We start from the raw sequence: 18,750 nt of genomic DNA on the forward strand, positions 1-18,750 counted from the left end.
GCTTTTTTTATGGGGTCGCTTCGATATGGGCAGATATCTCGACCTCACTCTAGGGCGGAGCTGAATGATTTCGCTCTTTTTGCTCTGCAGGTATTACAGGCATGGATTTGACTCAGCCTTTTAGGGAAACGTTGTCTAGAGTCGCGAATCCAGGAGGTGTTGAGAGTGATCGCTTGATGGTAGAAACCGAGAGCACTTCAGATCCCGCGCATCGAACTGACGGTTGCAGTCGGTCTGTTCAGTGCACTGAATGTTCACACTGAGGAGTGTTGGGCCGATCCCTTGCAGCGCAGCAATAACCGAAGAAAACGGAAATCATAGGCGTTACGTTTGTTATCCGATATTTTGCCGACAGCCGCAAAACCCATCGTTGGAGCCTTGTCAGCAGGGCAGATGCATCAGGGAATCACTCTGATGGAGGAGGAGCTTGGCCGGCTTTCAGCCCTTCAGTGCCAGAGGCTCAAGCCATTGGCTCATCGCATCCAGTACCTGGTCCCGGCAATGATCGTTGAGAATTTCATGGCGCCCTTCGGGCCAGAAGTGGGCGGTCAATGGCTGCTCCATGGTATGCAACACCTGCTCCAGAGCCATCATGCCCTTGCCCATGTCGCTCATGGGATCTTGCTCGCCACCAAGCAGCAGGACCGGAAGTTGGTCGGGCAGCTCGGCGAGCTGGACGATGCTGTGGATGTGGCGCAAGCCCTCAATCAACTGACACCATGACTCCGTGGTGCAATCGAAGCCACACAGGTCGTCGTCCAGATAGCGTTGTACCTGATCGCGATCATTGCTCAGCCAGTCGAACTCGGTACTCGGGTCCGGCACTCTTTTGGCCCAGGCCCCGAAGGTCATTCTGCGAATCAGCGGACTGACCCCGCGCTTACCATTACGGTGACGGGTCAGTTTCACCGGCAGGCCCATCAGGGTGTAGTAGGCTGCCGGGTGGTAATCGCTGGCGCATAGCACCAGCCCCGACAGATTCTCACCGCTGCGTTGGGCTGCTGCGAGGGCAATAAAAGAGCCCATGCTGTGGCCGCCAAGCACGCAGGGCAGACCCGGGTGGGTTTCACGGGCCATGGCGATCACTGCCAGGGCATCCTCAACCAGACAATCCCAGCCGTTGTCGTCGCCGAAATGCCCTTTCGGGCAGGCCTCGCTAACACTCAGGCCATGGCCGCGATGATCCGGACAATACAGATGCCAGCCCTGTTCGTTCAGTGCTTTCGCAAGGGGCTCATAACGGGCACCATGCTCCGCCATGCCGTGCAGCCAGACCAGAATGCCTTTGGACGTTGCTGCCTGGGTAGGCCAGTGGTGGATAGCGGTGGAATGGCCGTCGCCCGTGTTCAGGTAGCGCATCTGCTTGCTCATAACATTCTCCGGCGGCGCGGTCAGTGGACAGGTTGGTGCCTGTGTTATTAAGGCGTCCCTGGCGAGGATAAATGCTCAGCCGGCAGCCTGCCGGCCAGGCTTCCTGAGCCTGTTCCGGACCATGGCATAATAACAGCTATGGCAACAGGGTGATGCAGCAACTACCATGCCGGACGCTGTTGTACGCTGCCCGATTTCCAGGAGAGACCATGATTGAATACCGGATTCGCCCACTGCGCCCTGAAGCTCATCTTTTTGAAGTGACGCTCACCGTGGCGAACCCGACCCCGGAAGGGCAGGCGTTTAGCCTGCCGGCCTGGATTCCCGGCAGCTATATGATCCGTGATTTTGCCCGTCATCTGGTGTATCTGGAAGCCAGTTGCCAGGGTGAGACTCTGCCAGTCGCGAAAATCGACAAGCAAACCTGGCAGGTACCGCCCTGCGACGGTCCGGTGCAGCTGCATTATCACGTCTATGCCTGGGACCTGTCCGTACGTGGTGCCCATCTGGATACCACCCACGGCTATTTCAATGGCACTTGTGTCTTCCTGGCGCCCATGGGGCACGAGGATCAGCCCTGTGAAGTGGACATCGAAGCACCGGAAGGCCCCGCCTATCTGGGCTGGCACCTGGCCACCGGGCTGCCGCGGCTGAGTGGTTCGGAGCTGGCATTTGGCCGCTTCCGGGCAGACAACTACGACGCCCTGATCGACCATCCGGTGGAAATGGGCCCGTTCGAGTATGCCCAGTTTGAAGCCTGCGGCGTACCGCATTGGGTGGTGATGGCCGGTCGTCACAGGACCGATATGGCGCGGCTGTGCCGGGACCTGAAACCCATCTGCGAGCACCATATCCGCATGTTCGGCGAACCGGCGCCCATGGACCGCTATCTGTTCATGACCCTGGTCACCGGCAATGGTTATGGTGGCCTGGAACATCGCAATTCCACCAGCCTCATGTGTGCCCGCGATGACCTGCCCAAACGTACCGACGAGCCGGGCAAGGTGCGCGATGGCTATCGCAATTATCTGGGCCTGTGCAGCCACGAATATTTCCATACCTGGAATATCAAGCGGATTAAGCCGGCGGCGTTTACGCCGTTCGACCTGTCTCAGGAAGTGCACACGGAATTATTGTGGGCCTTCGAGGGCATCACCAGCTACTACGATGACCTGTCGTTGACTCGCACCGGGCTGATTGCGCCGCAGAGCTATCTGGAGTTGCTCGGGCAGACCCTGAGCCGGGTGTATCGCGGCCAGGGCCGTCACAAGCAAACCGTCACCGAATCCAGTTTTGACGCCTGGACCCGTTTCTACAAGCAGGATGAAAACGCCCCCAATGCCATCGTCAGCTATTACACCAAGGGTTCCCTGGTGGCGCTGGCGCTGGATCTGACCCTGCGCAACCTGACCGGTGAGGAAAAGTCCCTGGACGATCTCATGCGTTTGCTCTGGGCCCGTTACGGGCAGACCGGCGAAGGCGTGCCGGAGCAGGGCATACAGCCCCTGGCCGAGGAAGTGGCCGGTTGCGACATGAGCGACTTTTTCGAGCGGGCGCTTTATAGCACCGAGGATCTGCCCCTGGCAGAGCTGCTGGCCGAACGGGGCGTGGAGCTCAACTGGCGCAGTGCCGCCGGTCACGGCGACAACGGGGGGAAACCGGGCAAGGAGGGTATTGCCAATCTGGGTGTGCGGGTGGTCGGCGATTCGATGGGCGCCAAGATTGCCGTGGCATTCGAGCAGGGCCCGGCCATGGCGGCAGGCCTGTCCGCCGGCGATGTGATTATCGCCGTGGATGGCCTGCAGGCCATCCAGAGCAATATCGACAACCTGATGGCCAACTTTTTGCCCGGCGAAATCGTGGAAGTGCATGCTTTCCGCCGCGACGAACTGATGAAGTTCAAGGTGAAAGTGGCGCCCAGCGAGCCCAGCACTGCGTATTTGACCATCGCCAAGGGCGGGTTAACCGAGAAGGGTAAAGCCTGGCTGCACTGGAAAGGCAATGAATAGTTAATAGTTGAGAATGAATAACGACAGAAAACAGGCCGTAGGAGCGGCGCTTGAGCCGCGAACCTGCTTGCGAAGGAGATTCGCTGCTCATACCCGCAGGGCGCAGAGAGCGCCGCTCCTACGACGTTTTATGGTTGATTGAATTTTTCATGTCTTTAAAAGCACTTTACAGCCAGCTTGATAACGTTCGCAGAGCGGACCATTTTCGTTTGAAAAAGCGGATTGATGGTCTGTCACGCTTGCCTGCCGACAAGCGCAATGACAAGGCGCTGGAGAAGATATCCACGGCTATTGCCGATTCCATTGCCAATCGGGAAAAACGCCAGGCGTCTCAGCCCGTTCTAAACTGGCCGGACCTGCCGGTAGTTGCCAGTCGCGAGGAGATCAAGACTGCCATCTGCGACCATCAGGTGGTGGTGATTGCCGGGGAAACCGGCTCCGGCAAGACCACCCAGCTACCCAAGATCTGCCTGGAGCTGGGGCGGGGCATCGAGGGCACCATCGGTCACACCCAGCCACGGCGCCTGGCGGCACGAGCGGTGGCAAGCCGGGTAGCGGAAGAGCTGAACAGTCCTCTCGGCAGCACCGTGGGCTTCAAGGTGCGCTTTTCCGAGCAAGTCAGCGAGACCAGCCTGATCAAGGTACTTACCGATGGCATGCTGCTCAATGAGATCCAGCGGGATCGCTTTCTCAACCACTACGACACCCTGATCATCGATGAGGCCCACGAGCGCAGCCTGAATATCGATTTTCTGCTCGGCTATCTCAAGCAGCTGTTGTCGAAGCGCCCCGATCTCAAGCTCATTATTACCTCGGCCACCATCGACCATGAACGCTTTGCCAATCACTTCGGTGATGCGCCAGTGCTGGAAGTATCCGGGCGGACTTTCCCGGTGGAAATGCGCTATCGCCCACCTGCTGACGGTCAGGAACTGTCCCGGCAGATCGAAGAGGTGCTGCAGGAGATTCAGCGCGAGGAGCGCCGTGATGGCCTGCCCGTGGCCCGGGATGTACTGGTATTTTTGGCCGGCGAGCGGGACATTCGCGATGTGCATCATCACCTGAAGCGGTGCGAGCTGAGAGACACGGAAATCCTGCCTCTCTATGCGCGGCTGAGTCAGGCCGAGCAGCACCGTATCTTTGCTTCTCACCGGGGCAGGCGGGTGGTGCTCAGCACCAATGTGGCGGAAACCTCACTCACCGTGCCGGGCATCCGCTATGTGATTGATGCCGGTACCGCCCGGATCAGCCGCTACAGTCTGCACTCCAAGGTACAGCGGTTGCCGGTGGAGCCGGTCAGCCAAGCCAGCGCCAACCAGCGGGCCGGGCGTAGCGGGCGCATCATGCCCGGTATCTGTTTTCGCCTTTACGACGAAGACGACTTCCTGAATCGGCCTGCGTTTACTGATCCGGAAATTCAGCGAACCAATCTGGCGGCAGTGATTCTGCAAATGGCGGATCTGCGCCTGGGGCGTGTGGAAGACTTTCCCTTTATCGAACCGCCGGACGGTCGACTGATCCGTGACGGTTACAGGCTGCTGGACGAGTTGGGCGCGTTGACGCCGAAACAAACCCTGACCCCCCTGGGTCGACAACTGGCCCGCTTCCCGCTGGATCCTACCCTAGGGCGTATACTGGTAGCCGCTGCACAGCAGAAGGTGCTGCGAGAGGCGCTGATCATTGTCTCGGCCCTGGCCGCCCAGGATCCCCGTGAGCGGCCCCACGACAAGCAACAGCAAGCGGACCAGGCGCACCAGCCGTTCACCGACAAGGACTCGGATTTCCTGTTTTTCGTGAAGCTGTGGCAGTGGGCGGACAGCAAGCGCGAAGCACTCAGCCGCAACCAGTACGAGAAGCTGCTGAAGAAAACCTTCCTGTCGCCCACCCGCATGCGTGAATGGCGCGATACCCACCGCCAGTTATTGTTGCTGTGTAAAGAGCAGGGTTGGGAGCTGAACCCGCCGACTATGAATGAGCAGGGGCTCGCAGAGGGAGCCTATGGGCCCTTGCATCAGGCCCTGTTGCCCGGCCTGCTGGCCAACGTGATGCAGCGCACCGATGAGGGCGAGTGGCTGTCCACACGTAATCGCAAGCCCCTGATCTGGCCCGGCTCGTCGCTGTCGAAAACCAAGGCCCGCTGGCTGATGGCGGCGGAGCAGGTGGAAACCAGCCGACTGTTTGCCCGTACCGTAGCGCGTGTCGAGCCGGAATGGGTGGAGGCCGCCGCCGCTCATCTGGTCAAACGCCAATATTTCGAGCCGCACTGGTCGAAGAAACGGGGCTGTGCCATCGCCAAGGAGCAGGTCAACCTGTTCGGCCTGATCCTGGCCACTGGTCGGCGCGTCAACTATGCCCCCATCCATCCCCAGGAAGCCCGCGAGCTGATGATTCGGGAAGGACTGGTGATGGGGGAGTTGCACCGCGAACCGCCCTTTGTGAAGGCCAACCGGGAGCAGTTCGAGGCGCTGGAGGAGATGGAACACAAGCTGCGCCGGCGCGATATCCTGGTGGATGAGGAGGTCCGGGTGGCCTTCTACGATGAGCGGTTGCCGCAGGACGTGACCAGCCTGGCCGGGCTGATGAGCTGGTATAACAAAAAGGCCACTCAGGCGCAGAAGGATGCGTTGTTGATGGCGCGGGATTTCCTGCTCTCGCGAAGCCCGGATCTGGGCAACGACCAGTTCCCGGATCAGCTGCGCCTGGATGGCATCAGCCTGCCCCTGGAGTACAGCTTTGACCCCACCGGCGAGCGCGACGGCGTCACCCTGATTGTCCCCGTGGCGGTCCTCAATCAGGTGCCGGATACCCGCCTGGACTGGCTGGTGCCCGGGCTGCTGCGGGAAAAACTGGAAGCCCTGATCCGGGCGTTGCCCAAGGCCCGTCGGCGTCACTTTGTACCGGTGCCGGATTTCGTCAGTGCGCTGCTGGAAACCCTGAATCCGCAGGAGCCGTTGTTGTCTGCCATGACCCGGGAGCTGCAACGCATGACCGGTGTACGTATCGAGCGGGAAGAGTGGCAGGATGCCACGCTGCCAGATCATCTGCGCATGTTCATCCAGGTGGTAGACCGGGTGGATGGCAAACGCAAGGTGTTGGCCCAGGGACGCCACCTGGACGAAGTCCGTGACAAGCTGGATGGCGTTACCCGTAACCTGCCGGAACCCGCGGCGGAGGAGCCGGCCCTGCGCGGCCAGGAATGGCTGTTCGGCACCTTGCCGGAAACCAGGGAACAGGATCTGGGGGGCATGGTGGTTCGCCGCTATCCGGCGCTGGAAGGTGATGGTGATGCGGTGGTGCTGCGCTACCGGGATGATGCCGATGACGCGCGCTGGAGCCATCGGTGGGGCACGGCGCGACTGTTGGGCTTCAAGCTCAGTGTCCAGCTGCGGGACCTGCGCAAACAGGCCTCGCAGATGCCCGGTTTCCAGAAGCTCAAGGGCGAGAAGGGCGCCATGGCCCGCCAGGCACTGGATCATGCGGTACTGCGTCTGCTGGCAGAGCATTTCCGGCTGGACGAGCCGGTACGCGATGAGGCCGCCTTCCGGGCCCGTCTGGATGCCCATCGGGGGGATTTCGTGCCCTGGGCAAGCCAGCAATTGACCGCCTTCGGCAAGCTGTTCGCCGATTATCGGCAGCTGATGGGCAAGCTGGAAAAAAACTTCCCGCTGGCCTGGGCCCATGCCCACCGGGACCTTAAGCAACAACTGGGCAACCTGTTCCGTGACGACTTCCTGTTGCAGGTGCCCTGGCCCTGGTTAATGGAGTATCCCCGATACCTGGAGGCCATCGGTCATCGTCTGGACAAACTGGGTGGCCAGATCGGCAAGGACCGCACCCTAACCGCAGAGCTGGAGGCCTGTGACAAGCAATACGCCACTCGTGCTGCGGGTCTGCCCCTGTGGCAGCAGCCGGCGCCTCTACAAGAGTATTTCTGGATGTTGCAGGAATATCGGGTGAGCCTTTTTGCACAACAGCTAGGCACCCGGGTCCCGGTCTCTGCCAAGCGTCTCAACAAGCAGTGGGAACTCTGCTGATCAGCGATCCTCTCTACGAAGATGCTGTAGGAGCGCCGCTTGAGGCGCGAACCTCGCGTGCGAGGAAGGGTAGGGAGACGATCAGGCATAACAAAACGCTACGCCCGGTTCGCGCCTCAAGCGGCGCTCCTACAGTGGCCCTGTAGAAAGCCTGACAGCTATCTACTCACCCCCTTTGCGCTGGCCACCCCGAATCCGGATAATCGACCCATTATTCCCATTTGTGGAGCGGGGCCCTTTGCCTCGCTCGAGTGCGAGGACTCGCTTGTGAGCTATTCTGTAGTAATCAGTGGCACCGGTCTGTGGACCCCGGAGCAGACCATCACCAACGACGAGCTGGTGGAATCCTTCAACGAATACGTAAAGCGTTTCAATGAGAAAAATGCCCAGGCCATCGAGGCTGGCGAGGTGGAGGCGTTGGGTCCCTCCGATAGCGCCTTTATCGAAAAGGCGTCCGGTATCAAACAGCGTTTTGTGATCGATAAAAGCGGCATTCTCGACCCGGAAAAAATGGCACCGAACATTGCCGAGCGATCTGACGATGACGTCTCCATTCAGGCAGAAATTGCCGTAAAAGCGGCAAAGCAGGCGTTGGAGAATGCCAATCTGACCGCCGACGACCTGGATGCGGTATTGGTGGCCTGTTCCAACATGCAGCGCCCGTATCCGGCCATGGCCGTGGAAGTACAGGCGGCCCTGGGCATGGATCATGGCTGGGGTTATGACATGAACGTAGCCTGCTCCAGCGCCACGTTCGGGATTCAGGCAGGTGTCGACGCCATTCGTAATGGCAGCGCCCGTCGGGTGCTGATGGTGAATCCGGAAATCTGCTCCGGGCACCTGGCCTGGGAAGATCGCGACTGCCACTTCATCTTTGGTGATGTGGCTACCGCCGTGATCCTGGAGCGTAAGGAAGATGCTACCTCCGCCAACCAATGGGAAGTGCTGGGCACGCGCCTGCAGACCAAATTCTCCAACAATATCCGCAACAATTTCGGGTTCCTGAACCGTGCCGACGAAAGCGGCGTGGGGGCTCGCGACAAGTTGTTCCGCCAGGAAGGGCGCCGGGTATTCAAGGAAGTTTGCCCGATGGTAGCCGAGCAGATTTCCTCCCATCTGTCCGATACCGGTGTGGCGGTGGAGTCCTTGAGCCGTATGTGGCTGCACCAGGCCAACCTGAGCATGAATGAACTGATCTCCAAGCGGGTACTGGGTCGCCCGGCCACCCGTGAGGAAGCCCCGGTCATTCTCGACGACTATGCCAATACCAGCTCCGCCGGTTCCATTATTGCTTTCCACAAGTACAACGCGGACCTGCCGGTGGATACCAAGGGGGTGATCTGTTCCTTTGGCGCCGGTTACTCCATCGGTAGTGTGATTGTGAACCGGATCAAGTAACCGCCCGCCGGTTTCACGTCAGCTTCACGAAGGCCGCATTCTGCGGCCTTTTTTCATGCTGCCTGTAACGTTTACCTCACGGCTTCATCTCTATATTGTCTGAATCAGGCGCTACGCAAAACAACGTGGTTTGCCTGAGCCGCATTGTGCGGTTTCGGATACAACCTTAATAATGATGTATGGAGACTGAACATGGCTAAGTTGAGCAAACTGAACCCCCTCGCTGCGACTGTTGGTGCCGCTGTTGTGGCTTCCGCACTTTCCGCTCCTGTGGCGATGGCTGCAGAAAATCCGTTCGCAGCCGCTGATCTGCAAGCCGGTTACCAATTGGCTGGTGCCCACGCTGAAGGTAAGTGTGGTGAAGGCAAATGCGGTGACAAGAAAGCAGAAGGTAGCTGCGGCGAAAAAAGTGGCGAAGGTAGCTGTGGTGAAAAAAGCGCTGAAGGTAGCTGCGGCGAGAAAAGCGCCGAGGGCAAATGTGGCGATGACAAGAAAGGCGAAGGCAAGTGTGGTGAAGGCAAATGCGGCGGTGGTGCCTAATAAGGCAGGAGCTAATGCATGAAACCTGAGACACCAGTGTCCGGAGTGGGCCTGGGTCTTCGGCGGGCCCTGATGGGCCCGCTTTCTCCGACCCTCGACTCTCCGCAAAGTGCGCCCTTTGATTTTATGGAGGTGGCACCCGAAAACTGGATACCCATGGGTGGCCGTCTGGCCAAGCAGTTCCGTGCCTTCACGGAGCAATTTCCCTTTGTGACCCATGGCCTTAGCCTGTCCCTTGGCGGGCCTGAGCCTCTGGATTTTGAATTATTGAAATCGGTGAAAGGGTTCCTGAAGGAACACAATATTCGCCGTTATACGGAACACCTGAGCTACTGTAGCGACCATGGCCACCTCTACGATTTGATGCCGATTCCTTTTACGGAAGAGGCAGTACATTACGTGGCAGACAGGGTTCGCCAGGTACAAGATTTTCTTGAGCAGCCCATCGGCATCGAGCACGTGAGTTACTATGCTGCTCCCGGCGCGGAAATGTCAGAAATCGAGTTCGTTAATGCGGTACTGGAAGAGGCGGACTGTGAGTTGTTGCTGGATGTGAACAACGCCTACGTGAACAGCATTAACCACGGTTATGACCCCCGCGATTTTATCAGTGCGTTGCCGGGTGAGCGTATCTGTTACGTGCATATCGCCGGCCACTTTGATGAGGCGGAAGATCTGAAAGTCGATACCCACGGCAGTGCGGTTATTGATCCTGTGTGGGCATTGCTGGAGCATGCCTACCGTGAGTTTGGTGCCATACCTACCTTGTTGGAGCGGGATTTCAATTTCCCCGGCAATGAAGAGCTGTTCAGTGAGCTTCAGAAAATTGGCCGTTATCAGCATCAGCAGCCGTCAACGACACGGAAACTGGGATGAGCCAGGCCGATTTTCAAACCCTGCAGCGGCGATTTGCGGCACATCTACGCAATCCGCAAAACCACTCAGCCCCCGGCGATATCGAAGAACGTCGGCTGGATATTTACCGAACGCTTTTTTTCAACAACGTAAACGGTTTTATCATCCAGGGGTTTCCTGTGCTGTATTCCATTCTGGATGCGCAGCGTTGGCAACGGCTGGTTCGTACCTTCTTTGATCAGCATGCCTGTCAGACCCCTTATTTTCTGGAAATTCCCCAGGAATTTGTCACCTTCCTGGCTTCCGGTCAGGGCCTGGAGGAGGGCGATCCGCCTTTCCTGCTGGAACTGGCTCACTATGAGTGGATGGAGCTGGTACTGGATGCGTCTACAGAAACCTTTCCCGCCACCGGGTTTCATCCCGAGGGCGACCTGTTGCGTGCCATTCCACAGCTAAGCCCCCTTCATGTTGTGTTGAGTTACCAGTACCCGGTCCATGAAATATGTGCCGAATTTCAACCCCAGACTCCGTTAGAGCAAACGTTGTGGTTATTGGTCTATCGAGGCAGGGATGACAAGGTGCGGTTCATGGAAATTAATGCGCCAACCGCCCGGTTGTTACAGCTCATTGATGAAAACCCTGGACTCACAGGGCACCAGGTTGTCGCGATATTGTCGAAAGAGATGCAATTTTTCGATGTCAGTAAATTGGCGTCTTTTTCTCTGGAAATTCTGCAACAAATGCGTGAACGAGACATCCTTATTGGGACGACACTAAGCAGCCTGTAAGGATTCCTGATGAGCAACGCGTTATTGTTTTCTATTCATGATGTGCTGAATCGTACCCGTTCCCTGGATTTCCTGGCGCCTCTGGCGCTGCGCTTGTATCTGGCTCCGGTAATGATCAGTGCCGGATACAACAAGGCTGTAAGTTTCGACAGCACGGTCGCCTGGTTCGGAAACCAGGAATGGGGGTTGGGCTTGCCCTTCCCGGCGTTATTGGCTTTTTTGGCTACCGCGACAGAGCTGTTGGGTGGGGTGCTTTTACTCCTAGGGCTACTGACCCGGTACATCACATTGCCGCTTATGTTTACCATGCTTGTTGCCATGGCAACGGTGCATTGGCAGCACGGGTGGTTTGCAATCGCACCCTCTGACCCTGCTACCAGCACGGCATTACCGTTGGCCCAGGTGGGCTTTCCCGGGGCTCAGGCCAGCCTGGAGAACAGTGAGGCTGTGGGTGAGCGGTTAAAACGAGCCAAGATGATTCTGCGTGAACATGGTAATTACCCCTGGCTGACGGAAAAGGGCAACTTGGTCGTTCTTAACAATGGCATCGAATTCGCTGCTACCTATTTCATCATGCTTCTGGTGCTGTTCTTTTACGGGGCTGGCCGATATCTGAGCCTGGATTATTGGTTCGCTCGCCGCCTGTCCCGGCCGGTTTAAGGGAGCGATAGCATTGTAGATTGCTCGCCCCCCTGTTCGGGGGGGCGACAGGGTCGCTATAATGCTGCGTCTATGACTTTTCGGGGTGACCGTGCGTTATTTCCTACTGACTGTATTGCTGAGTGTTTCCTGCGCCGTCGCTGGCGCGGAAGGTGAAGACTGGGGTGATGCCTCTTCTCCCTTCGATGCTCCCAAAGGCAGCGAGCCAAAGGATGACGACCCCTGGGAAGACATCAACCGCAAGATCTTTGCCTTCAACGAAACCCTCGACAAATACGCCCTCAAACCCGCCGCCAAGGGCTATCGCAAGGCGACACCAAGCTGGTTTGATGACACCGTGACCCGCTTCTTCGAGAATCTGCGGGATTTTCGTAGCGGTCTGAACAGTGTGTTGCAGTGGCGGTGGGGCCATGCCGGCCACAACTTTGGCCGTTTTACTGTCAACAGTACCCTGGGCATCGGAGGTCTGTTTGATGTGGCCAGCAAGGTCGATCTGGACAAGCACAATACCGACCTGGGCCTGACCTTCGCTCGCTGGGGGATTCCGGAAGGTAATTACCTGGTGCTACCTTTCTGGGGGCCGTCCACAGTTCGCGATGCCGCGTCAATTATCCCCGAAGATTACATGCGCCCTCGCCATTACATCGAACATGACCTGACGCGCTACAGTCTTACGGCGTTGTACGTGGTGGATTTGCGTGCGGATCTGCTGGACCTGGAGCGCAATATCGTTGGTGACCGTTACACCTTCCTGCGCAATGCCTACCTGCAGCGCCGCCGCTTTGAATCCGGCGATGCCCCTTCTTTGCGTTTCCCGGATGTGGAACAGCGAGATTCGGAGCTGGAAGATGAGGGGTGGTGAAGCAATTGATAATTGAGAATGGATAATTGATAACGGCACGGAACAGGTTGTCAGTTGTCATCAACGCAAGAGGCCGCGGTTCAGGTTTGATCGCGGCCTCTTGCGTTTTATGTTGGTAGCAAGATCATTCGCGCAGCTATCAATTATCAACTATCCATTATCAATTGAATTCAGTTGCTTTAAGCTTAGCCCGAATGTAGTCCCCATGAGACACATACAGCAAATCGCTGACCCGGCGGATCAGGTGTTCTTCGTGGGCATCTGCATGGCCGTCGGCAGCGGCCATGGCCCACATTTCCTCGATCAGTGTGACCCTGGGTTCCGGTCCCCAGTGATCGCGAAGGGGGCGAGTGAATTCGAACAGATCGGTGGCCTGGTCCACGCGGTTTTCCAGTTCCGTGAGGATGTCATCCATTTCCTGTGGGTCCAGATGCCAGTGCTTTTCCACCGCCTGGATCAGGCGTTGTGATTCTTCCGGGGCCACGGTGCCGTCGGTGCGAGCCACTTCCAGCAGCAGGGCGGCCGCCGCCCGGTGCAGGTCGTGCTCGCTGGTCTGTTGTTGGGGCTGGTCGGGGCGAAAGAGTCGGTTCAACCAATTCAAATTACACCTTCCTCCTGCAATAGGGTTTCCAGCGCCACTTGGTCTTTGGCGAAGCGGCGGATGCCATCGGCAAGCAGGTCACTGGCCATGGCATCATCATTGAGTTGCCAGCGGAAGGCGGCCTCGGTAATGGCGTGCCAATCGTCTTCCGGGGCCACCAGCTCCGCATCCAGTACTTGAGTCAGACTACCGGTATCGGCGGCCAGTTCCCCCAGCAAGGCCGGGCTGATAGTGAGCTTGTCGCAGCCGGCCAGGGCTTCGATCTGGCCGGCGTTGCGGAAGCTGGCGCCCATCACGATGGTCTCCAGGCCGCGCGCCTTGAAGGTGCGGTAGATCTGGCGCACGGACTGCACGCCCGGATCGTCATCGGCAGTGGCCATTTCCATACCCTGTTTGCGGTGCCAGTCGAAGATACGGCCCACGAAGGGAGAGATCAGGGTGGCGCCGGCTTCTGCCGCAGCCAGGCCCTGGGTCTGATTGAACACCAGGGTTACATTGCAGCGGGTGCCTTCCTCTTCCAGCACTTCTACTGCGCGGATCCCTTCCCAGGTGGCCGCAGTCTTGATCAGGATGCGCGACGGGTCCACGTCCAGTTCCCGATAGATGGCCATCAATCGACGAGCCTTTTCCACGGTGGCGCGAGTGTCAAAGGACAAGCGTGCGTCCACTTCGCTGGAGACCCGGCCTGGAACCCGTTCAAGGATTGCCTGACCGGCCAGGCAGGCGTAGCAGTCCGTCAGCCAGTCCATCTCGCCGCCATGACCCAGAGTGCGGCATAAATCTGCCGCCTGTTGCAGCATCGGCCGATAGCGTTCGTCACGGGCAGCCGCCAGTAGCAGGGAAGGGTTGGTAGTGGCATCTTCCGGCGCCAGTTCGGCGATCATGTCCAGATCACCGGTATCGGCGACCAGAGAGGTCCATTGGGCTAGCTGTTCGCGTTTGTTCACGGTATCCGTTCCTTTCAGTGTCATGGCGGGCGATAGGGTAAAGGCCAACTATGACAGGGGCTTTTCTGTGCCGTAGGAGCGGCGTTCTCTGTGTCCTGCGGCTATGGGCCGCGAACAGTTCCTGGGGAAGTGTTCGCAAGCAGATTCGCGGCTCTAGCGCCGCTCCTACGGAGATATAACGTACTGACAGGCTAAGGCAGTTGTGCCAAAGCGTCCATGAGCACTTGCGGGGTGGTGTCCGGCTTGTGCATGTTTTCGCTCAAGTGTCGTCGGAAGCGACGGGCGCCCGGTTCACCCTGGAACAGGTTGAGAATATGGCGCAGGGAATGCTTGGGCGCATGGCCCAGTGCGTAGCGACGCTCCACATAGGGCAGGAATTGTTCGGCTACATCCCGGCGGCTGGGTACAGGGTGCTCATCCGCAAACACGATGCGATCCGCGTCGGCCAGGAAGTAGGGGTTCTGGTAAGCCTCGCGACCAATCATCACGCCATCCACGTCGCCCATGTGCTCGTGCACCTCGTCCAGAGTCTTCACGCCACCGTTGAGGACGATCTCCATATGCGGGAAGGCCTGCTTGATGGCATAGGCGCGCTGATAGATGAGCGGAGGGATCTCCCGGTTTTCCTTGGGCGACAGGCCGGAAAGGATGGCCTTGCGGGCATGAATGGTGAGGCTGGTGCAGCCGGCCTGTTCCATGCGGGTCACAAACCGGTAGAGAAAATCGTAATCATCCTGGTCATCAATGCCGATGCGGGTCTTTACCGTCACCGGCACACTGACGGCTGCCTGCATGGTTTCCACGCACTGGCCCACCAGTTCCGGCTCGGCCATCAGAATGGCGCCGATCTTGCCCTGCTGTACCCGATCCGACGGGCAGCCCACATTGAGATTGATTTCGTCGTACCCGTATTGCTCGGCAATCCGGGCCGCTTCGGCCAGATCCCGGGGCTCGCCGCCGCCAAGCTGCAGGGCTACCGGATGCTCTTCGTCATTGAACGCCAGAAACCGCTCACGATCGCCGCGCAGAATCGCCTGGGCCACCACCATTTCGGTATAGAGCAGGGTGTGGCGGGTAATCAACCGGGCCAGAAACCGGTAGTCCCGGGTGGTCCAGTCCATCATCGGCGCCACGGACAGGCGTCGGTCCGGCTGTTGTAGTGGGGTTGTCGTTGTCAGAGTGTGATTCATGCAAGGCGGCAAGCGGGTGTCAGAGGGCATTATTGTCGCATGTTGTTGCGCGTGGGCGTAGGGGGGACGGCGGCGTTGCCTGTCAAAGCCGGGTTCGCTCTGCTAAACTCCGCGCCTTTCCAAATCACTCGAGACTGTTCATGACCCTCCCACGGTTGAGTCCGCCCTAGTAGACAGCCCGTCTCCGGCTTTGCCGTATGGTGCTTTGCGCCATGTCATCCCGTGTTCTGCTGCTGCGCAGCATCTTTGTTTGTCGTAATTCCAAAACAGGATTGTTCTCCATGCTTCGATCTATTCAGCAGGAATGGTTCAGTAATATCCGTGGTGATTTGCTGGCCGGTTCCGTTGTTGCCCTGGCCTTGATTCCCGAGGCAATTGCCTTTTCCATCATTGCCGGTGTGGACCCCAAGGTAGGGTTGTACGCCTCCTTTTGTATCGCTGTAGTCATTGCGTTTGTCGGCGGGCGCCCGGGGATGATTTCGGCGGCGACCGGGGCCATGGCCTTGGTGATGGTGACCTTGGTGAAAGACCATGGCCTGCAATATCTGCTGGCGGCAACCGTGCTGACGGGTGTCTTGCAGATTATTGCCGGCTTCCTGCAGCTTGGTAATCTCATGCGTTTTGTCTCCCGCTCCGTGGTCACCGGCTTTGTGAATGCGCTGGCGATTCTGATCTTCATGGCGCAGTTGCCGGAGCTTGTTGGGGTGACATGGCATGTCTATGCCATGGTCGTGGCGGGTCTGGCGATCATTTATTTGCTGCCGCTGCTGACCACGGCGGTACCGTCTCCGCTGATCTGTATCGTCGTGATTACCGGCATCGCCATGTATCTCGGCCTGGATGTACCTACTGTCGGTGACAAGGGCGATTTGCCGGATAGCCTCCCGGTGTTCCTGTTGCCTGATATCCCTCTTAACCTGGAAACCCTGAAAATCATCCTGCCGTATTCACTGGCTCTGGCCGTGGTAGGCCTGCTGGAATCCATGATGACGGCAACCATCGTTGATGATCTGACCGATACCGATAGCGAGAAGAATCGCGAATGCAAAGGGCAGGGTGTCGCCAATATCTTCTCTGGTTTCCTGGGCGGCATGGCGGGTTGTGCCATGATTGGCCAGTCCGTGATTAACGTGAAATCCGGTGGCCGCAAGCGCCTTTCCACCCTGTTTGCCGGCTGCTTCCTGCTGGTGCTGGTGGTGTTCCTGGGCAAGTGGGTGTCCCAGATTCCCATGGCGGCGCTGGTGGCGGTGATGATCATGGTGTCCATCGGTACCTTCAGTTGGGAGTCCATTACCAACATGACCAAGCATCCGGCGAGCAGTACCGTCGTCATGCTGGCTACCGTGACTGCCACCGTAGCCACCCATAATCTGGCCATCGGTGTTGGCATCGGCGTGGTACTCAGCGCGCTGTTCTATGCCAACAAGGTGGGTCGTGTTTTCTATGTGCGTTCAGACCTGGATGAAATCAATAGCGGTCATCGTCGCTACGAAGTGCTGGGTCAGGTGTTCTTTACCTCAGCGGACCAGTTCATTGCCTCCTTTGACTTCAAGGAAGCACTGGATAAAGTGACTATTGATGTGCACCGGTCCCATTTCTGGGATATCACCGCCATTGGCGCCCTGGACAAGGTGATCATCAAGTTCCGCCGTGAGGGTACCGAGGTGGAGTTGATCGGCCTGAACGAAGCCAGCGCGACTCTGGTGGATAAATTTGCCGTGCACGACAAGCCCGAGGCGGTCGAAAAACTCATGGGCGGCCACTAGGAGAAGAACAATGAGTGAAGTGATTGCCTGTATTGATGGTTCTCCAGCCGCAGCACGGGTTTGCGACTATGCCGTCTGGGCGGTGCAGCGCCTGAATGCGCCGCTGACCCTGCTGCATGTACTGGATCATTCCCGCTATCCGGTGGAAAGTGATCTCAGTGGCAACCTGCTGCTGGGTGGTCGTGAATCGTTGCTGACTGAGCTGTCCGAGCTCGATGCCAAGCGGAACAAGCTGGCCCTGGAGCAGGGCAAGCTGATGCTGGATGGCGCTGCCAGCCGTGCTATTGAAAAGGGTGTGGCTGAGCCTAAACAGCGCCAGCGTCATGGTGGCCTGGTAGAAACACTGGCCGGCATGCAGGAGCAGACCCGCATCTTGGTGATCGGCAAACTGGGTGAAGAACATGCCGGTGAGGCGGCTCAAGTAGGCGACCATGTGGAGCAGGTGATTCGAACCATGCACAAGCCGATTCTGGTTGTGCCGTCTGATTTCGCTGAACCTGGCAAAATCATGCTGGCCTTCGATGGCAGCCCGACTTGTCGTGAAGGCGTAAAACTGCTGGCCGCCAGTCCCCTGTTTCTGGGGCTGCCTTGTCATCTGGTCGCCGTGGGCAAGGACAAGCAGTTGTCAGAGGATCTGGACTGGGCTCGCGACACCCTGGAAAAGTCCGGTCACGAGGTGGAAGTGGCACAGCTGGAAGGCGACGTGGAGCCTGCCTTGCACCAATACCAGCAGGATAACGGTATTGATATGGTGGTCATGGGCGCCTATGGGCATTCCCGTATCCGCGAATTCTTCGTGGGCAGCACCACCAGCAAGATGATCAAGAACGCCACGGTGCCGCATCTGCTGCTGAGGTAAAGAGGTACCCCGGCGTGGTTGGTGACGTCGGGGGTATTGTCCCCTGGGGAGCCAAATGGAAGAGGCAGATCAGGAACACTTTCGCCGGAAACTGCTGGAAGAGAAGCAGGCATTAAGCGAAAAAAATGATGCGGCTGATTCAGCCACCAAACCGGTGGAGCTGGATCAGCAAAGCGTTGGGCGCCTGTCGCGAATGGACGCCATGCAGGGACAGGCCATGGCCCTGGCAACCCGTCAACGTCAGGAGCAGCGTTTGCGCCAGCTTGTTGCGGCGCTGCGTCGTATTGATGAGGATGATTACGGCTACTGCGAAGACTGCGGCAAGCCCATCAATCCCAAGCGTCTCGAGATTGATCCCGCCACCTTGTTTTGCCTTGATTGTGCCAGTGCCCGCGAATAGGCGGATATTTCCCGCTACACTCGCGGTACTTACCGTGCGCTGAACGTCGCGTGTGCGTTGCGGTGTGCTTATCTGACGATAGACCGGGAGGTTCTCTTGCCGGAGTTGAAGATTCTGGGATTGTTTCTGATCACGGCTGTCGCCGAGATCGTGGGCTGCTATTTGCCCTACCTGTGGCTGCGTGAAGGGAAGTCCGCCTGGTTGTTGATTCCTGCTGCGCTGAGTCTGGCGGCCTTTGCCTGGTTACTGTCTTTGCACCCCACGGCGGCGGGGCGGGTCTATGCGGCCTACGGGGGCGTGTATATTTTCGTGGCCATTCTCTGGTTGTGGGGCGTTGACGGTATCCGTCCCACGGGCTGGGATATTGTCGGGTCGCTGGTGGCGCTGACCGGCATGGCCATCATCATGTTTGCGCCTCGGCAGATAGGGTGACGACTGAGGCTTGATGCCGGACCCCTGACGCGAAAAGA

16 protein-coding genes are annotated in these 18,750 nt (G+C 58.3%); 12 read left to right on the forward strand and 4 right to left on the reverse strand.

What is annotated here, in order from left to right:
* Positions 1-438: 438 nt before the first annotated feature.
* Positions 439-1,371 (reverse strand): alpha/beta fold hydrolase, encoded by a 933-nt coding sequence (locus tag T9A_RS00005; protein WP_035244022.1) that lies wholly within the window; start codon positions 1,369-1,371, stop codon positions 439-441.
* A gap of 209 nt (positions 1,372-1,580) precedes the next feature.
* Between T9A_RS00005 and T9A_RS00010 the strand changes: the two genes are divergently transcribed.
* From T9A_RS00010 to T9A_RS00045, 8 genes are all read left to right on the forward strand, one after another.
* On the forward strand, positions 1,581-3,380 hold the full coding sequence (locus tag T9A_RS00010; protein WP_035244029.1) for a M61 family metallopeptidase: 1,800 nt from the start codon (positions 1,581-1,583) through the stop codon (positions 3,378-3,380).
* 149 nt (positions 3,381-3,529) lie between these two features.
* On the forward strand, positions 3,530-7,414 hold the full coding sequence (hrpA, locus tag T9A_RS00015; protein WP_035244032.1) for an ATP-dependent RNA helicase HrpA: 3,885 nt from the start codon (positions 3,530-3,532) through the stop codon (positions 7,412-7,414).
* Positions 7,415-7,681: 267 nt separating this feature from the next.
* On the forward strand, positions 7,682-8,812 hold the full coding sequence (locus tag T9A_RS00020) for a beta-ketoacyl-ACP synthase III (RefSeq protein ID WP_035244038.1): 1,131 nt from the start codon (positions 7,682-7,684) through the stop codon (positions 8,810-8,812).
* Between the two features lie 192 nt (positions 8,813-9,004).
* Positions 9,005-9,352: an HvfA family oxazolone/thioamide-modified RiPP metallophore gene (locus T9A_RS00025; RefSeq protein WP_035244042.1), complete on the forward strand. Its 348-nt coding sequence runs from the start codon at positions 9,005-9,007 to the stop codon at positions 9,350-9,352.
* 18 nt (positions 9,353-9,370) lie between these two features.
* Positions 9,371-10,228 (forward strand): HvfB family MNIO-type RiPP peptide maturase, encoded by an 858-nt coding sequence (locus T9A_RS00030; protein WP_035244044.1) that lies wholly within the window; start codon positions 9,371-9,373, stop codon positions 10,226-10,228.
* Entirely contained in the window at positions 10,225-10,995 is a 771-nt protein-coding gene (locus T9A_RS00035; RefSeq protein ID WP_035244047.1) for an HvfC family RiPP maturation protein, read from the forward strand. The genes T9A_RS00030 and T9A_RS00035 overlap by 4 nt, the downstream gene beginning before the upstream one ends.
* A 9-nt stretch (positions 10,996-11,004) precedes the next feature.
* Complete coding sequence (locus T9A_RS00040; protein ID WP_052042395.1) at positions 11,005-11,655, forward strand: HvfX family Cu-binding RiPP maturation protein; 651 nt, start codon at positions 11,005-11,007, stop codon at positions 11,653-11,655.
* A 91-nt stretch (positions 11,656-11,746) separates the two neighbouring features.
* Positions 11,747-12,517, forward strand: a complete 771-nt coding sequence (locus T9A_RS00045; RefSeq protein WP_035244748.1) for an MlaA family lipoprotein — start codon at positions 11,747-11,749, stop codon at positions 12,515-12,517.
* 160 nt (positions 12,518-12,677) lie between these two features.
* Here the strand turns inward: T9A_RS00045 and T9A_RS00050 are convergent, their stop codons facing one another.
* The 3 genes from T9A_RS00050 to dusA all read right to left on the reverse strand — a co-directional run bounded on the left by T9A_RS00050 (position 12,678) and on the right by dusA (position 15,255).
* A complete protein-coding gene (locus tag T9A_RS00050; RefSeq protein WP_035244048.1) occupies positions 12,678-13,118 on the reverse strand; it encodes a tellurite resistance TerB family protein in 441 nt (146 codons plus the stop codon).
* Positions 13,115-14,065, reverse strand: coding sequence for a transaldolase (locus tag T9A_RS00055; protein WP_269529816.1), 951 nt, complete (start codon positions 14,063-14,065; stop codon positions 13,115-13,117). Before T9A_RS00055 ends, T9A_RS00050 begins: the two co-directional genes overlap by 4 nt.
* A 191-nt stretch (positions 14,066-14,256) precedes the next feature.
* Entirely contained in the window at positions 14,257-15,255 is a 999-nt protein-coding gene (gene dusA / locus T9A_RS00060) for a tRNA dihydrouridine(20/20a) synthase DusA (RefSeq protein ID WP_084573365.1), read from the reverse strand.
* Positions 15,256-15,536: 281 nt separating this feature from the next.
* Between dusA and T9A_RS00065 the strand changes: the two genes are divergently transcribed.
* From T9A_RS00065 to T9A_RS00080, 4 genes are all read left to right on the forward strand, one after another.
* On the forward strand, positions 15,537-17,021 hold the full coding sequence (locus T9A_RS00065) for a SulP family inorganic anion transporter (RefSeq protein WP_035244054.1): 1,485 nt from the start codon (positions 15,537-15,539) through the stop codon (positions 17,019-17,021).
* 10 nt (positions 17,022-17,031) lie between these two features.
* A complete protein-coding gene (locus T9A_RS00070; protein WP_035244056.1) occupies positions 17,032-17,880 on the forward strand; it encodes a universal stress protein in 849 nt (282 codons plus the stop codon).
* 55 nt (positions 17,881-17,935) lie between these two features.
* Positions 17,936-18,280 (forward strand): TraR/DksA family transcriptional regulator, encoded by a 345-nt coding sequence (locus T9A_RS00075; RefSeq protein WP_035244058.1) that lies wholly within the window; start codon positions 17,936-17,938, stop codon positions 18,278-18,280.
* A gap of 96 nt (positions 18,281-18,376) precedes the next feature.
* Positions 18,377-18,712 carry a YnfA family protein gene (locus T9A_RS00080; RefSeq protein WP_035244060.1) on the forward strand — a complete coding sequence of 112 codons (336 nt, stop codon included), beginning with the start codon at positions 18,377-18,379 and terminating at the stop codon, positions 18,710-18,712.
* Positions 18,713-18,750: the final 38 nt, after the last annotated feature.

The sequence above is a fragment of the Alcanivorax jadensis T9 genome (assembly GCF_000756655.1).
GTDB lineage: Bacteria > Pseudomonadota > Gammaproteobacteria > Pseudomonadales > Alcanivoracaceae > Alcanivorax > Alcanivorax jadensis.

Excerpts from the sequence above, each read along its gene's own strand:
- T9A_RS00070 (WP_035244056.1), top strand. The coding sequence starts at position 17,032 with ATGAGTGAAGTGATTGCCTGTATTGATGGTTCTCCAGCCGCAGCACGG.
- T9A_RS00010 (WP_035244029.1), top strand. The coding sequence starts at position 1,581 with ATGATTGAATACCGGATTCGCCCACTGCGCCCTGAAGCTCATCTTTTT.
- T9A_RS00065 (WP_035244054.1), top strand. The coding sequence starts at position 15,537 with ATGCTTCGATCTATTCAGCAGGAATGGTTCAGTAATATCCGTGGTGAT.
- dusA (WP_084573365.1), bottom strand. The coding sequence starts at position 15,255 with ATGAATCACACTCTGACAACGACAACCCCACTACAACAGCCGGACCGA.
- T9A_RS00040 (WP_052042395.1), top strand. The coding sequence starts at position 11,005 with ATGAGCAACGCGTTATTGTTTTCTATTCATGATGTGCTGAATCGTACC.
- hrpA (WP_035244032.1), top strand. The coding sequence starts at position 3,530 with ATGTCTTTAAAAGCACTTTACAGCCAGCTTGATAACGTTCGCAGAGCG.
- T9A_RS00035 (WP_035244047.1), top strand. The coding sequence starts at position 10,225 with ATGAGCCAGGCCGATTTTCAAACCCTGCAGCGGCGATTTGCGGCACAT.
- T9A_RS00005 (WP_035244022.1), bottom strand. The coding sequence starts at position 1,371 with ATGAGCAAGCAGATGCGCTACCTGAACACGGGCGACGGCCATTCCACC.
- T9A_RS00075 (WP_035244058.1), top strand. The coding sequence starts at position 17,936 with ATGGAAGAGGCAGATCAGGAACACTTTCGCCGGAAACTGCTGGAAGAG.
- T9A_RS00025 (WP_035244042.1), top strand. The coding sequence starts at position 9,005 with ATGGCTAAGTTGAGCAAACTGAACCCCCTCGCTGCGACTGTTGGTGCC.
- T9A_RS00030 (WP_035244044.1), top strand. The coding sequence starts at position 9,371 with ATGAAACCTGAGACACCAGTGTCCGGAGTGGGCCTGGGTCTTCGGCGG.